Origin of the sequence: uncultured Microbacterium sp., from assembly GCF_947489255.1 — a bacterium.
GTDB classification, from domain to species: Bacteria; Actinomycetota; Actinomycetes; order Actinomycetales; family Microbacteriaceae; genus Microbacterium; species Microbacterium phycohabitans.
Map to the genome: position 1 here is coordinate 592,823 of NZ_CANLCY010000004.1, position 13,097 is coordinate 605,919.

Annotated in this window: 18 protein-coding genes; 9 read left to right on the forward strand and 9 right to left on the reverse strand. The window is 70.2% G+C overall.

Translation table 11 applies throughout. From position 1 onward, the window contains the following. Positions 1 to 15: 15 nt before the first annotated feature. Positions 16 to 414 (reverse strand): DUF3054 domain-containing protein, encoded by a 399-nt coding sequence (locus Q0818_RS13185; RefSeq protein ID WP_298875612.1) that lies wholly within the window; start codon positions 412 to 414, stop codon positions 16 to 18. Between the two features lie 79 nt (positions 415 to 493). Here Q0818_RS13185 and Q0818_RS13190 point away from each other — a divergent pair, with 79 nt between their 5' ends. Continuing rightward, entirely contained in the window at positions 494 to 997 is a 504-nt protein-coding gene (locus Q0818_RS13190) for a metallophosphoesterase (protein ID WP_298875614.1), read from the forward strand. A 117-nt stretch (positions 998 to 1,114) separates the two neighbouring features. Here the strand turns inward: Q0818_RS13190 and Q0818_RS13195 are convergent, their stop codons facing one another. From Q0818_RS13195 to Q0818_RS13205, 3 genes are all read right to left on the reverse strand, one after another. Then, entirely contained in the window at positions 1,115 to 2,263 is a 1,149-nt protein-coding gene (locus Q0818_RS13195) for an acyl-CoA desaturase (protein ID WP_298875791.1), read from the reverse strand. Positions 2,264 to 2,568: 305 nt separating this feature from the next. Next, positions 2,569 to 2,772, reverse strand: coding sequence for a cold-shock protein (locus Q0818_RS13200; RefSeq protein WP_013583139.1), 204 nt, complete (start codon positions 2,770 to 2,772; stop codon positions 2,569 to 2,571). A 16-nt stretch (positions 2,773 to 2,788) separates the two neighbouring features. Beyond that, a complete protein-coding gene (locus Q0818_RS13205; protein WP_076674973.1) occupies positions 2,789 to 3,073 on the reverse strand; it encodes a hypothetical protein in 285 nt (94 codons plus the stop codon). A 229-nt stretch (positions 3,074 to 3,302) separates the two neighbouring features. Between Q0818_RS13205 and Q0818_RS13210 the strand changes: the two genes are divergently transcribed. Continuing rightward, positions 3,303 to 3,653, forward strand: a complete 351-nt coding sequence (locus Q0818_RS13210; RefSeq protein WP_298875621.1) for a biopolymer transporter Tol — start codon at positions 3,303 to 3,305, stop codon at positions 3,651 to 3,653. A 52-nt stretch (positions 3,654 to 3,705) separates the two neighbouring features. After that, complete coding sequence (locus Q0818_RS13215) at positions 3,706 to 4,197, forward strand: pyridoxamine 5'-phosphate oxidase family protein (RefSeq protein ID WP_298875624.1); 492 nt, start codon at positions 3,706 to 3,708, stop codon at positions 4,195 to 4,197. Between the two features lie 163 nt (positions 4,198 to 4,360). Here the strand turns inward: Q0818_RS13215 and Q0818_RS13220 are convergent, their stop codons facing one another. Continuing rightward, positions 4,361 to 4,489, reverse strand: coding sequence for a hypothetical protein (locus Q0818_RS13220; RefSeq protein WP_298875627.1), 129 nt, complete (start codon positions 4,487 to 4,489; stop codon positions 4,361 to 4,363). Positions 4,490 to 4,601: 112 nt separating this feature from the next. Between Q0818_RS13220 and Q0818_RS16730 the strand changes: the two genes are divergently transcribed. After that, a complete protein-coding gene (locus Q0818_RS16730) occupies positions 4,602 to 4,760 on the forward strand; it encodes a DUF2256 domain-containing protein (protein ID WP_136587690.1) in 159 nt (52 codons plus the stop codon). 37 nt (positions 4,761 to 4,797) lie between these two features. Next, positions 4,798 to 6,237, forward strand: coding sequence for a cryptochrome/photolyase family protein (locus Q0818_RS13225; protein ID WP_298875629.1), 1,440 nt, complete (start codon positions 4,798 to 4,800; stop codon positions 6,235 to 6,237). 226 nt (positions 6,238 to 6,463) lie between these two features. Here Q0818_RS13225 and Q0818_RS13230 read toward each other — a convergent pair whose 3' ends face one another. Next, positions 6,464 to 6,679, reverse strand: a complete 216-nt coding sequence (locus Q0818_RS13230; RefSeq protein ID WP_298875632.1) for a DUF2945 domain-containing protein — start codon at positions 6,677 to 6,679, stop codon at positions 6,464 to 6,466. 197 nt (positions 6,680 to 6,876) lie between these two features. Here Q0818_RS13230 and Q0818_RS13235 point away from each other — a divergent pair, with 197 nt between their 5' ends. Continuing rightward, complete coding sequence (locus tag Q0818_RS13235) at positions 6,877 to 8,406, forward strand: catalase (RefSeq protein WP_298875637.1); 1,530 nt, start codon at positions 6,877 to 6,879, stop codon at positions 8,404 to 8,406. A 64-nt stretch (positions 8,407 to 8,470) separates the two neighbouring features. Here Q0818_RS13235 and Q0818_RS13240 read toward each other — a convergent pair whose 3' ends face one another. Genes Q0818_RS13240 through Q0818_RS13250 form a run of 3 tightly spaced genes read right to left on the reverse strand, consistent with a single transcriptional unit; the run spans position 8,471 to position 10,702 of the window. Further along, entirely contained in the window at positions 8,471 to 9,064 is a 594-nt protein-coding gene (locus Q0818_RS13240) for a hypothetical protein (RefSeq protein ID WP_298875639.1), read from the reverse strand. A gap of 31 nt (positions 9,065 to 9,095) precedes the next feature. Continuing rightward, positions 9,096 to 9,929 (reverse strand): endonuclease/exonuclease/phosphatase family protein, encoded by an 834-nt coding sequence (locus tag Q0818_RS13245; RefSeq protein ID WP_298875641.1) that lies wholly within the window; start codon positions 9,927 to 9,929, stop codon positions 9,096 to 9,098. Next, positions 9,929 to 10,702 (reverse strand): glycosyltransferase family 2 protein, encoded by a 774-nt coding sequence (locus Q0818_RS13250; protein WP_298875643.1) that lies wholly within the window; start codon positions 10,700 to 10,702, stop codon positions 9,929 to 9,931. The genes Q0818_RS13245 and Q0818_RS13250 overlap by 1 nt, the downstream gene beginning before the upstream one ends. Positions 10,703 to 10,845: 143 nt before the next feature. Here Q0818_RS13250 and Q0818_RS13255 point away from each other — a divergent pair, with 143 nt between their 5' ends. Genes Q0818_RS13255 through Q0818_RS13265 form a run of 3 tightly spaced genes read left to right on the forward strand, consistent with a single transcriptional unit; the run spans position 10,846 to position 13,035 of the window. After that, complete coding sequence (locus tag Q0818_RS13255) at positions 10,846 to 11,583, forward strand: sulfurtransferase (RefSeq protein WP_298875646.1); 738 nt, start codon at positions 10,846 to 10,848, stop codon at positions 11,581 to 11,583. Position 11,584: 1 nt separating this feature from the next. After that, positions 11,585 to 12,538: a membrane dipeptidase gene (locus Q0818_RS13260; protein ID WP_298875649.1), complete on the forward strand. Its 954-nt coding sequence runs from the start codon at positions 11,585 to 11,587 to the stop codon at positions 12,536 to 12,538. Further along, positions 12,535 to 13,035: a GNAT family N-acetyltransferase gene (locus Q0818_RS13265; protein ID WP_298875652.1), complete on the forward strand. Its 501-nt coding sequence runs from the start codon at positions 12,535 to 12,537 to the stop codon at positions 13,033 to 13,035. Before Q0818_RS13260 ends, Q0818_RS13265 begins: the two co-directional genes overlap by 4 nt. Positions 13,036 to 13,097: the final 62 nt, after the last annotated feature.

The following is a 13,097-nucleotide window of genomic DNA, read 5'->3' on the forward strand; positions in this document are numbered from 1 at the left end:
TCTCCGTGATCTCGGTCAGCGCGCTCGTGCGGCGGCCCGTCGTCCACGGGTCGCGAGGCGGGCGATGGCGCGCCATCCGAGGAGGAACAGCGCGAGGGTGATGGCCGCGACGACGACGAACGCCACCGCGACGCCTTGACCGCTCAGCGCGCGCAGCACCATACCGAGGATCACCGTCACGGCCCACACGGGCAGGCCCGTCCGCACGATGGCCAGGGGTCCGCGCCACGCTCGCGTGACGAGCCAGCCGACGAGCAGGGCGGCGAGGAAGGGCCAGGCCGTCGTCGCCAGGCCCGAACCGAACGGACCGAGCACGTCGCCGTCGTGGGTCGCGCGCCCGATGGCGGCGAAGACGATCACGAGCACGAGGTCGACGACGAGGGCGATGGCGGGGGAGCGGCGATGCGAGGTCACCCCTCCATTCTCGCGTTCCACGGGGAGGTCGAGACGCATGCGCGCCCCCGTGGAGGGCGGGACGGATAGCGTGGGCGGCATGCCGACGCGTCTTCTCCTCCTCGCCGACACGCACGTGCCGAAGAGAGCCCGGGTCCTTCCCGCGGCGGTGCGGCGGATGGCATCCGACGTCGATCTCATCGTGCACGCGGGCGACTGGGTCGAGGAGAGTGTGCTCGACGACCTTCTCGCGATCGGCCCGGTGCTCGGGGTCTGGGGCAACAACGACGGGGAGGGCCTGCGTGCGCGTCTCCCCGAGGTGGCGCGGGCCGAGATCGAGGGGGTGCGCCTGGCCGTCGTGCACGAGACGGGCGCCGCCGCGGCCCGGGAGAAGCGGATGGATGCCGCCTATCCCGACACGGATCTGCTGGTCTTCGGGCACAGCCACATCCCGTGGGATTCGGAGACGCCCACGGGGCTGCGGCTGCTCAATCCCGGTTCGTCGACCGATCGGCGGCGTCAGCCGGCGTGCACCGTGATGACGGCGACCCTCGCGGACGGCGCCGTTCGGGATGTGGTGCTGCACGAGGTGTCGCGCGAGTGAGCCGCGATCGCGAGCCTCGCGCTCGCGCACCGCGGGCTGCGGCATCCGTGTGCTCCGCCCACGGAGATGACGACGCCGCCGCACCCGAGGGGTGCGACGGCGTCGTGGCGGGGGAGCCTACTTCTCGACGGTGAGGTGACGCGTCGCAGAGGTCATCGGGCACTCGAACGGATCGCGAGCCGCCAGGCCCACGCGGTTCAGGTACTGGATGACGATGCCGTACGACTGGAAGAGCGTCGTCTCGACGTAGGGCACGTTCAGCGTCGCGCAGTGCTCGCGCACGATGACGCGCGCACGGCTGAGGTGCGGGCGCGGCATGTTGGGGAACAGGTGGTGCTCGATCTGGTAGTTCAGGCCGCCCATGAGCCAGGTGGCCCACCACCCGCCCGACACGTTGCGGGAGGTGCGTACCTGCTTGCTGAAGAAGTCGAGCTTCGCGCCCGGCTCGATGACCGGCATCCCCTTGTGGTTGGGAGCGAAGGACGCTCCCATGTAGATGCCGAACACGGCGACCGAGACGCCGAAGAACGCGAAGGCGAGTCCCAGCGGCAGGAAGACGAAGATCGGCGCGATGAAGATCGTGTGCCGCACGGCGAGGAGGGCCAGCTCTTTCCAGCGGTCTTTGTTCTCGCCGCGCGAGAGCAGGTGGCGCAGCGCGAGGACGTAGAGGTTGATGCCCTCGAAGGCCAGCAGGGGGAAGAACAGGTAGCCCTGACGCTGCGTGATCCAGCGCTGGACGCCGCGCGCCTTGGCGGCGTCGACGTCGAGGAACGAGATGGTGTCGATCTCGATGTCGGGGTCTTTGCCGACGCGGTTGGGGTTGGCGTGATGGCGGGTGTGCTTCGATGCCCACCACGAGCGGCTCATGCCGACGATGCCGTTGCCGATGAAGAGTCCGAGGCGATCGTTGGCGGGGCCGGAGGCGAAGATCTGCCGGTGCGCCGCCTCGTGCGCGAGGAACGCGACCTGCGTGAACAGGATGCCGAGGACGGCGGCGATGATCAGCTGGAACCAGCTGTCGCCGAGCAAAATGAAGCCGGTGATGCACCCGGCGAAACCGAGGACGATCGCCACGGCGACACCGGCGTAGAACCGGGGGGTGCGGACGAGGAGCCCACTCTCGCGGACGACCTGCGACAGCTCCGTGTAGGCCTTGGTGATCGGGGGGAAATCTTTCGTGCCGGAATAGGTCTGACGTACGGGGCCGAGGCGGGACTCGGCGACGGGGGTAGCGATCAGCTGCTCCTCGGGTGTGCGTTCTGCGATGACAGCACCGGGGCGGCTTCCCGGCACGAGGATCACATTACGGGTCGCCGTATAAAGGCCCTGGAATACATCCACATGTGCAGGAGCCTCACGGGAAACGGAAACATGCGAGGGCTGCGGGGGTGGGCGCTGAGGGGGGTGATCGCCGTCGGTGCGAGCGACGGCCCGGCTGGCATCGGCGCGGGAAAGACGACACCGATGTCCCCTGCGCCGGAGCGACGGCGCGGCCCCGCGCCGTGCGGCGGAAACGACGAAAGCCGGGGCGTCGCGTGGCGACGCGCCCGGCTCTCGCGGTGGAGCGAAGCTCAGAGGGGGCGGATGTTCGCCGCCTGCATGCCCTTGGGGCCCTGCTCAGCGTCGAACTCGACCTTCTGGGCCTCGGTGAGCTCCTTGAAGCCGTTGCCCTGGATCGCGCTGAAGTGCGCGAAGAGGTCGGCCGAGCCGTCATCGGGAGCGATGAAGCCGTAGCCCTTTTCGGAGTTGAACCATTTCACGGTGCCAGTGGCCATCGTGTTCTTCCTTTATTCATGTTGGGCCGCAGATGCGACCGTGGGTGCCGCTCCGACGCGTGCGGAGCGGACGGGGACGCCGCGGCACCGAGTCGGTGACACGGACGCGGTGCCCGTCGACCGCGGCCTGAGCCGCGTCGACGGACGCGTGGACGCCGAGGTTCTCGCCGAGCGGACCTTGGGCTTCGTAGCCCGAGGTGGCCGCGCCGACGAAACCGGCGTAGTCGGATCCGGCCGTCGCGACGTAGACGTCGAGATCGGCCTGGCGCCACGAGAGTGGCGAAGGGTGAAGCAGAGACACAAGAACTTTCCGCGAGTGCGACGCGAGGACCGAAGCCGTCGAGCGAGGCACGCGATGATTGAGGGAGGGAATGCTTTCGGAAACGGCTCGGCGCCGTGCGCCCGGCATCTCAGCGATGAGGCGGGCGTCGATGAAGCAAGTCCCAGAACGAATACCTTCACGCTAGCACGGATACCCGAACGCCGTCGGAGAACTTTGCGGGACCCGGGCTGTGCGGTGCACTGGGGGCATGGCATCCACCGATTCGGCTGCGTCCGACGACGAGCGCTGGCTCGTCATCGACGGCAGGCGGTGGCGCCGCACGGATCCGGCGCTGCCGGACGACCTCGCCGCGGCCCTGCGCTCCCACCTGGGGAGGGCACGCGCGGCGGTGCGCGTCGCCGGACGCGACGGAGACGAGGAGGCGGTGGCCGACGCGCGCCGTCGGGTGGGGCTGGCCAAGGCCGGCCTGGGGGAGCGGGGGCCGCGGTGGTGGGACGACGAGGTCGCGGCGCGGGTGTCGCGGGCGCGCGACGCGCTGGCCGACCTCGACCGCCTCGCCCCTCCGAGAGCAGACGGCGAGCCCTCCGTCAACTCGTAGCGCGGCGCGGTTCGAGGCGGTGGGCTGGGACCTCCACGATCGAGGGAGAGTCATGTCATCCACTGCGTCCGAGCTGGAGAAGCTCAACGAGCTGCTGAAGAAGTTCCGTTTCGCCATGGTCACCACGCGTGCCGAGAACGGCGACCTGCACGCCCACCCGCTCACGGTGCAGGAGACCGAGTCCGACGGAGACCTCTGGTTCATCGTCGGGACCCACGCCTCCGCCGTGGAGCACGTGCGCCGGGATCCCAAGGTGGGCCTGTCGTTCAGCACGGACGGCACCTGGCTGTCGCTCGCGGGCGAGGCCGAGGTGGTCGACGACCTCGCGAAGCTGAAGGAGCTGTGGTCGACGAGCGTGGAAGCCTGGTTCCCGGACGGCCCCGAGTCGCCCGGTGTGACGCTGTTGAAGGTCTCCGCTCTCACGGGAGAGTACTGGGGGAGTGCCGGCGGGCGCCTCGCCACGGCGATCGCGCTGGTGACCTCGAAGGTCACGGGCGATCGCCCGCGCGGCGGCGAGAAGGAGACGTTCGACCTGACCGACTGACGGCGTGGGCCGGGGCCGATCCACCGCCACCGCCCCGGCCCCACGTCGCCGTTCCGGCACACGCGCTGCCCGTGGCCCGCGGACGCCGGGATGGTCGCGTCAACCGCCCGATCGCGCCGGGAGCGAGGGATGCCGTGGCGTCGCGGCAGGAGATGGGGCGGTCTCAGCCACCCGAGGGGTTGTCGACGGGGGCGTCGTCGTCGTCGGTCGTGGGGACCGACGGCGCGTCGGCGGTCTCGAGCTCGTCGGGGTGGTCGGCGGTGTCGGGGGTGCGTTCTGCGAAGGTGTCCATCCCCGTACCCGACCACTCGTCGGATCGCCGCGCACAGGGCCTTGCGCGGAACGGATCGTCGTGTGAGCGCAAGCCCCCGAGAAGGGTTCGTGCGCTTTGCGACGATGACGGCATGTCACGACCCGAGGTGCGCTCCAAACCCTGCGCGTATTGCGGCCGCCCGTTCACCGACCGCAAACGCTGGAGTGGACGCGATCAATGGGATCAGGTGCTCTACTGCTCGCGAGGATGCCGGTCGAAAGCGGCGGCGCAGAGGCGGAGCGCCTCATGACGCGCAGCGAGAGGGACCTCGCTGGGGAGGCGGGAGCATGAAGGCCGCGCTGATCCTCGCGACGCAGCAGTTCGCGGAGCACCCCGCCTACGACGACGACGAGATCGAGGAGTTCTTCTTCATCGAGTCGGCGCCGCGGTTCGCCAAGCTCCCCTACCACCGGCACAAGATCGTGCTGCTGGTGTCGGCGATGCGGCACACGGCGGCGCGACTCGAGGCCGAGGGCCGGACCGTCCGGCGGATCACCCTCGACGACGCCCTCACGTTCAAGGCCGGCCTGGAGCGCCTGCTGACGACGCACCGCGTCACCGAGCTGACCTGGATGAGCGACCCGAACCGTCCCGTCGACGAGCGGATCGCGCGGATCTGCGCGCACCACGACGTCGACACCGACGTGCTCTCGGACGGGCTCTTCCTCACGCCCGAAGACGACGTTGACGCCTGGTTCGCGGAACACCCCACGCCGCTCATGGAGGACTTCTACCACTGGCAGCGTCGGCGCACCGGCATCCTGATGGACGGGGGGAAGCCTGCCGGACGCCGGTGGAACTTCGACGCCGACAACCGCAAGGCCCTGCCGAAGAAGGGCATCGACATCCCACCCCTTCCGACGCTCGAGCACGACGAGATCACGCGGGCGGTGATCGCGGAGGTCGACGAGCTGTTCCCCGAGCATCCCGGCGCGGCCGAGGAGTTCTGGCTCCCCGTGACGCCCGAGGACTCGCGCGACTGGCTCGACGTGTTCGTCGCGGAGCGTCTGCACGACTTCGGGCGCTACGAAGACGCCATGAAGGCCGACGAGCCGTTCCTCTTCCACGCGATCATCTCGCCGATGCTGAACATCGGCCTGCTGACGGTCGAGGAGGTGGTCGACGCCGCCACCCGCACCGACGCGCCGTTGGCATCCGTCGAGGGGTTCATCCGGCAGGTGATCGGGTGGCGCGAGTACATGCGCGGGATGTACCGCGCGCACCCGGAGCTCGAGCACGTCAACGCGCTGCACCTCGAGAAGCGCATCCAGAAGTACTGGTACTCGGGGGAGCGGATGCCGACGGACCTCCCGGTCCCGGTGCGAACGGTGCTGGAGCGGGTGCACCGGTGGGGTTACGCCCACCACATCGAGCGGCTGATGGTGCTGGGCAACTGGTTCCTGCTGCAGGGCTACGCGCCGCGGCAGGTGAACGCGTGGTTCCTCGCGCTGTTCGTCGACGCGTACGACTGGGTGATGGTGCCCAACGTCATGGGCATGAGCCAGTTCGCCGACGGCGGGTTCGTCGCCACCAAGCCCTACGTCTCAGGCGGGGCGTATCTGCAGAAGATGGGTTCGTGGTGGCCTTCGGCTCAGGATGCCAAGGACTCGGTGTTCACCGATGCGTACTGGGAGTTCCTCGAACGCCACGAGGACGTGTTGGCGGGCAATCACCGGCTGGGGCTGGCGCTGGCGCAGATGCGCAAACGGCGGGACGCGAAGCACTAGCCGGCGGGGGTGTGAGGCTCCCGTCCGTTCGCCGGGCTCAGGGACCTATTCGGGAGGTGGCTGAGCCTGTCGAAGCCACCGGGTGCAGCGTCGGCCCCTCCGACGGGCTCACAGGTCAGCTCGGGAAGGTGGCTGAGCCTGTCGAAGCCACCGGGTGCGGTGTCGGCCCCTCCGACGGGCCCGAGGACCTGCGCGGTCGCCGAACTCGTCGAAGGGGCCGTGCGGGTCAGCTCTTCAGCTTGGTGAGGGACGAGCCCTTGTGCGCCGCCGTCGAGCCCGACTTCTCCGACTTCACGACGTAGGCCGGGTCGTCGTCCGACGCGGTGAACTTCTGCCCGTCGTGCTGGAAGTCCTTCGTCTTCTTCTCCACGACCTCGCCCTGGGTCCTGCCCTGCGGGGTGTCCCAGCTGACGCGATCGCCCTTCGACAGATCCTTCGACATGACGTGTCCTCTCCCGGTGGTAGCGGTCCGTTGATGTGCGCCCATGCTCGCGAGGCGTCGGAGGGGGCCGCGGGGGATTGACAGCCGCGGGACAGTAGGTGCTTCGCGCGCGATGCGCAACGCCCCCGCGATGTCGGAGGGGGTGCGTAGCGTCGGATGAGGGCCATTCGTCCGCGGCCCACGACGTGAGGAGAGCCATGACCGAGCCGACCACCACGAACGGCGGCGCGCCCGTCGCCAGTGACGAGCATTCGCAGAGCGTCGGAGCCGACGGCTCGATCGCGCTGACCGATCACTACCTCATCGAGAAGCTCGCGCAGTTCAATCGCGAGCGGGTCCCGGAGCGCGTCGTGCACGCCAAGGGCGGCGGGGCCTTCGGCACGTTCCGCACGACCGGAGACGTGTCGGCGTACACGCGTGCCGCGCTGTTCCAGCCGGGCGTCGAGACCGAGATGCTCGCGCGTTTCTCGTCGGTCGCCGGCGAGCAGGGCAGCCCCGACACCTGGCGCGATCCCCGCGGGTTCTCGCTGAAGTTCTACACGACCGAGGGCAACTACGACCTCGTCGGCAACAACACCCCCGTCTTCTTCGTCAAGGACGGCATCAAGTTCCCCGACTTCATCCGGTCGCAGAAGCGCCTTCCCGGCAGCCACCTGCGCGACAACACGATGCAGTGGGACTTCTGGACGCTCTCGCCCGAGAGCGCGCACCAGGTCACCTGGCTCATGGGCGACCGTGGCATCCCGGCATCCTGGCGCCACATGAACGGCTACGGCTCGCACACCTACCAGTGGATCAACGCCGAGGGGGAGCGGTTCTGGGTGAAGTACCACTTCCACACCGACCTCGGTCACAAGACCCTCACGCAGGACGAGGCCGACCAGATCGCCGGTCAAGACGCCGACTTCCACATCCGCGACCTCTACGCCGCGATCGAGCGGGGCGAGTTCCCGACGTGGACGCTCAAGGTGCAGATCATGCCCTACGAGGATGCCAAGACCTACCGCTTCAACCCGTTCGACCTGACCAAGGTGTGGCCGCACAGCGACTACCCCGAGATCGAGGTCGGCACGATGGAGCTCAACCGCAACCCGGGCAACTACTTCGCCGAGATCGAGCAGGCGGCGTTCGAGCCGTCGAACTTCGTGCCGGGTATCGACGGCAGCCCCGACAAGATGCTGCAGGCGCGCATCTTCAGCTACGCCGACGCGCACCGCTATCGCGTCGGCACCAACTACCAGCAGCTGCCGGTCAACCGCCCGCACACCGAGGTGCACTCGTACTCGAAAGAAGGCGCCATGCGCTACGAGTACAACCCGCCCGAGGTTCCCGTCTACGCGCCGAACTCGGTGGGCGGCCCCGCCGCAGACCCGCGTCGGGCCGGCGATGGCGGATGGCACAGCGACGGCGAGCTCGTGCGCTCGGCGGCGACCCTGCACCCCGAGGACGACGACTGGGGTCAGGCGGGCGCGCTCGTGCGCGAGGTCATGTCGGCCGAGGAGCGCGACCGTCTCGTCGAGACGATCATCGGGCACGTCGGGGGCGTGACCCGCAAGGACGTCCGCGATCGTGCCGTGCAGTACTGGAAGAACGTGGATGCCGAGACCGGATCGCGCGTCGAAGCCGGGCTCCCGCCGCTCGATGACAGCACCGCTCCGGGCGAGCAGCTGAGCGAACCGAACCCCGACGGCGACCTCGTCGGAACGGACGTCGCGGGCAAGATCTGACGCGAGTCGTGTCGGCGGCGCTCCTCCCCGGGCGCCGCCGGCACGTTCCGACCGGTCGCCAGGGTCAGAGCGGTGCGCGGTCCACCCGCGTGAGACGCCACCGGGACGCCAGCACTCCGGCGACGAGCGCCCCCGCGCCACCGGCGATCATGTCGCCGATGGTGTCGTCGTACGTGACGAAGATCGCGTCGGTGATGAAGCGGTAGCCGAACCACTCGACCATCTCCCACACGGCACTGAGCGCGAGCCCGGCTGACGTGGCGACGACGATGGGCGTCCGGCGCCGACCGGTCGGCTCGATCACGCGGGCGTCGTCGAGGAGAACCAGCGCGACGGCGGCGAGCACTCCCGTGCACACGGCGTGCACGATGAGATCCCAGCCCGTCCAGGCGCGGTACAGGTCGATGACGTTGCTGCCGGCTGCCACGATCACCGTGACGCACGTGAGGAGGTCGAGTCCCGCGCGCAGCCCGATCATGCGCGAGAGCATCACCGCGGGCAGCGACATCGACAGCACCGCGAAGTCGGTGAACGGCAGGGTGAAGAGCGAGACGACGACCCCGACGATCGCCGCTGCGCGCACGGCATCCGCCGACCACTCGGCGACACCGCGCGGCGGTCGCTTGAGATTGGCGTACATCGCCCGGATCAGCGGCATCCGTCGACCTCGTCTTGTCGAGGATCGGCGGTCACGTCCCGCTCCCGCCGGGGATGCGCACCACGGCCTGCACGGGCAGGTGATCGCTCGGCCACTGCGTTCCGGTGGGGCGGGGGTCGATGCCCACGGCCCGCACCCCCACGTCGGGGGTGGCCAGGAGGGCGTCGATGCGTCGGGCTCCCACTCTCGGCGCGGCGTAATTGTTGAACGTGCCCCACTCGGCCGAGTGCCGCACGGGAGCGTACGACCACGTGTCGACGAGCAGTCCGTCGGCGAACATCCCGGCGAGCTCGCCGGAGCGCACGTGCGCGTTGACGTCGGCGGTGAACAGCAGCGGTCCGTCCTGGGCCACGACGACATCGTGCAGCCAGGTCGCCGAGCGGCGGCGCGCGCGCCGCGAGAAGGCGTCGAAGTGCGTGTTGACGAAGGTGAAGGCCGCCCCGGTGGCGAGGTCGCGCAGCTGCGCGATCACGGCGATCCGCGGGATGGTGTTGCCCCACCCGGTCGATCCGGGCACCTCGGGGGTGTCGGAGAGGGCGACCTGCCGCCAGTCGTCCACCCCGATGCGGTCGCGGTCGTAGAACAGGGGCGTGCCCTCGCCGCCGCGGTCCTTACCGCGTCCGAGACCGAGGCGCCCGTAGCTCGAGCCCAGCGAGTCCTGCACCCACCGCGCCTGGTCGGGCATCGCCTCCTGCGAGCCGAGCAGGTGCGGCCGGTTCGCGCCCAGGAAAGTGCGCAGACGCTGCTTGCGCATCTGCCAGCGGTCGGCCGGCGGCCAGGTGACGCGGTCGAAGCGGCGTCGGATGTTGAAGCTCATGACGTGCAGGTCGGGGGCCTCGACGCCGGGGAACAGGATGCCGGCCATCAGCGCACCTCCTCGCGGAGCGATCGCTCCGAACGCCGGCGGGCCACGCGCACCCACCGCGCGAGCGGGAAGTCTCGCGGCCAGTGCGCGAACACCGTGCCCGCACCGCGGCGGAAGCACCGTGCGAACCGCCGCGGCTCGACGGTGCGCGACGACACCCGCATGTGGTGCCCGGGGACGTGGCGGATGCGGTGTCGTTCGCCCAGGTGGTACGCCAGGTCGAGGTCGTCGTGCAGCTCGGGGTCGAGGTGCACCTCCGCTCGCACGTCGTCCCATGCCCGGCGGCGGAACGCCATGTTCGACCCCCACAGGGGCGTGTGGCCGAGCGCGGGGAAGGCGAAGGTCGTGTAGGTGGTCAGGAACGCCCGGGCCATGGACGTGCGCCGGGAGGCGGGACCGTCGTGGAACACGGCGCCGCCGGTGACAGCATCCACGTCGGGGTCGCTCAGCGCCTCGACCATGCTCGCCACCCAGGTCGGCGCGGGGATGCTGTCGGCGTCGAGCCGGAGGATCAGATCTCCCCGCGCGACGTCGTATCCCGTGGCTGCGGCGGCGGGGATGCCGCGCTCGCCGCAGAACACCACACGGGCTCCCGCGGCGCGCGCGACGGCGGCGCTGTCGTCGTGGGAGTCGTTGTCGACGACGACGATCTCGTCGGGGGCGACGCTCTGCGCGGCGAGCGCCCGCAGGCATCGCCGGAGGTGCGGAGCGTCGTCGCGGACGGGGATGACCACCGATACGGTGACGGCCGACGCAGCGGGGCCTTGGGGCACGCTTCCTCCCGGGGACGAGTCCTCCCACGCTAGGCGATCGCCGCGGGGCGTTGTGCGGCTTGACGCCTGCGCCGCACGATGACACGCGGGGAGGCCACGCGGGGAGGACACGCGCACGTGCGGGCTTTCGTAGGGTGGAGGTCATGGCATCCACCCTCAACGTGTCGGCGTACCTGTTCACGCCCCTCGACGACCCGGCGGCTCTGCGCAGCGCGCTGCGCGAGCAGGCCGGGGCGCGGGGGCTGCGCGGCACGATCCTGCTCGCCGAGGAGGGGATCAACCTCTTCCTGGCGGGGTCGCCCGACGAGGTGCGCGGATTCATCGCCGACCTCCGGGCCGATGTGCGATTCGCCGCCCTGCGCACGAAGGAGAGCTGGTCGGATGCCGTGCCCTTCGGCAAGCTGCTGGTGAAGGTGAAGCGGGAGATCATCCGCATGGATCGTCCCGAGGTGCGTCCGCAGGACGGGCGAGCGCCGGCCGTGAGCCCGGAGACGCTGCGTCGGTGGCTCGACCGCGGCGCCGATGACGACGGACGCGAGGTGGTGCTCGTCGACACGCGCAACGCGTTCGAGGTCGACTACGGCACCTTCGCCGGCGCTCTCGACTGGCGCATCGACCGGTTCACCCGGTTCCCGGATGCCGCGAAGGCCCACCGCGACGACCTCGCGGGCAAGACCGTCGTGAGTTTCTGCACCGGGGGCATCCGCTGCGAGAAGGCGGCGCTGTACCTGCGGAACGAGGGCGTCGAGGCGTACCAGCTCGACGGAGGAATCCTCGGATGGTTCGATGCGCAGGGCGCGGCGCACTGGAACGGGGACTGCTTCGTCTTCGACGAGCGCGAGGCGCTCGACCCGGCGCTCGCCGCGCGGGCCGGATCCTGACGTGCTCTGGGACCAGCACGCGTGCGCCGAGCTCGTCGAGACCGCCGACCTGACCGAACTGCACCGCTACCGCGGCGGCGGGGGCGGCCTGGTGTCGCTCAACGTCGGGTTCGCCCCGCACGGGCCCGAGGTCGCGGCATCCGTCCTGCGCTCGTTCCGCGCCCAGGTCGAGTCCATCGACGGGCTCGCGCTCGCGGCATCCGTCGATGACGTCGATCGGATCGCGGCCGCCGGCGACACGGCGGTCGTGTTCGACCTCGAAGACGTCGCCCCTCTCGGCGGCGACCTCGACGCGGTGGCCCGTCTCGCCGCTCTGGGCGTACGGACGCTCGGGCCCGTCTACAACCACGCCAACGCCGCCGGCGGCGGATGCCTCGACGCGGTCGACGACGGCCTCACCGCGTGGGGCCGCGACCTCGTCGCCGAGATGAACGCGCGCGGCATGGTGCCCGACGGTTCGCACGTGGGGGTGCGCACCACCTTCGACATGTGCAAGGCGTCGACCCGCCCGGTCGTGTTCAGCCACTCCAACCTGCGCGCCGTGTGGGATCACCCGCGCAACATCACCGACGACCAGGCCCGCGCGGTCGCCGACACCGGGGGAGTGGTGGGCGTGACCGGCGTCGGCATCTTCCTGGGGCCCAACACCCCGACGCTCGACGCGATGGTGCGCCACATCGACCACGCCGTCGGCGTCGTGGGCATCGAGCACGTGGGCGTCAGCACGGACTTCTCGTTCGACTGGGAGACCTTCCGCGACGTGCTGGCGACGAGCCCCGAGCTCTACGACGCGAGCTACACCGCGTGGGGACCGGTCGAATGGATGCCGCCGGAGACGTTCGTGGGTCTCGGCGCCGCCCTCGCGGCCCGAGGCTGGACCGACGCCGACATCGCCGCGGTGCTCGGCGGCAACTTCCGCCGCGTCGCGCTCGAGAGCTGGGAGGCTCACGCATGACCGAATTCCCCGACGACGCCGTTCTGCGCCGCGCCCGACCCGGTGACGAGAACGGCATCCTCGCCTGCATCCAGGCCCTCGCCGACTACGAGAAGGAGCCGGATGCCGTCGACAACACCGTCGAGATGCTCACGGCGACGTTGTTCGGCGACGACCCGAAGGCGTTCGCGTTCGTGGTCGACGGGGGCGACGGCGACATCCGGGCGATCGCGATCTGGTTCCTCACCTACTCCACGTGGACGGGCAAGCACGGTATCTGGCTCGAAGACCTGTACGTGCACGAGGAGTACCGTTCGCTCGGCTACGGGGTCGCGTTGCTCTCGGCGCTCGCCGAGGAGTGCGTCCGCCGCGGGTACCCGCGGCTGGAGTGGACGGTGCTCGACTGGAACGAGCCCGCGATCGGCTTCTACCGCGCCCTCGGGGCGGAGGCGATGGAGGAGTGGACGACCCGCCGCGTGACGGGCGAGGCGCTGCAGGCGCTGGCTCAGCGGGGGTAGCCCGGGGGTTCTCGCCGCCCCGTTGTTTCGGCGACGGGGGTCGGGTTCGGGGCGTGATCTGC

Bases quoted from the DNA above. Each gene is read 5' to 3' on its own strand.
- Q0818_RS13190 (WP_298875614.1), top strand. From the start codon at position 494: ATGCCGACGCGTCTTCTCCTCCTCGCCGACACGCACGTGCCGAAGAGA.
- Q0818_RS13200 (WP_013583139.1), bottom strand. From the start codon at position 2,772: ATGGCCACTGGCACCGTGAAATGGTTCAACTCCGAAAAGGGCTACGGC.
- Q0818_RS13210 (WP_298875621.1), top strand. From the start codon at position 3,303: ATGGCATCCACCGATTCGGCTGCGTCCGACGACGAGCGCTGGCTCGTC.
- Q0818_RS13215 (WP_298875624.1), top strand. From the start codon at position 3,706: ATGTCATCCACTGCGTCCGAGCTGGAGAAGCTCAACGAGCTGCTGAAG.
- Q0818_RS13220 (WP_298875627.1), bottom strand. From the start codon at position 4,489: ATGGACACCTTCGCAGAACGCACCCCCGACACCGCCGACCACCCCGAC.
- Q0818_RS16730 (WP_136587690.1), top strand. From the start codon at position 4,602: ATGTCACGACCCGAGGTGCGCTCCAAACCCTGCGCGTATTGCGGCCGC.
- Q0818_RS13225 (WP_298875629.1), top strand. From the start codon at position 4,798: ATGAAGGCCGCGCTGATCCTCGCGACGCAGCAGTTCGCGGAGCACCCC.
- Q0818_RS13230 (WP_298875632.1), bottom strand. From the start codon at position 6,679: ATGTCGAAGGATCTGTCGAAGGGCGATCGCGTCAGCTGGGACACCCCG.
- Q0818_RS13235 (WP_298875637.1), top strand. From the start codon at position 6,877: ATGACCGAGCCGACCACCACGAACGGCGGCGCGCCCGTCGCCAGTGAC.
- Q0818_RS13240 (WP_298875639.1), bottom strand. From the start codon at position 9,064: ATGCCGCTGATCCGGGCGATGTACGCCAATCTCAAGCGACCGCCGCGC.
- Q0818_RS13245 (WP_298875641.1), bottom strand. From the start codon at position 9,929: ATGGCCGGCATCCTGTTCCCCGGCGTCGAGGCCCCCGACCTGCACGTC.
- Q0818_RS13255 (WP_298875646.1), top strand. From the start codon at position 10,846: ATGGCATCCACCCTCAACGTGTCGGCGTACCTGTTCACGCCCCTCGAC.
- Q0818_RS13265 (WP_298875652.1), top strand. From the start codon at position 12,535: ATGACCGAATTCCCCGACGACGCCGTTCTGCGCCGCGCCCGACCCGGT.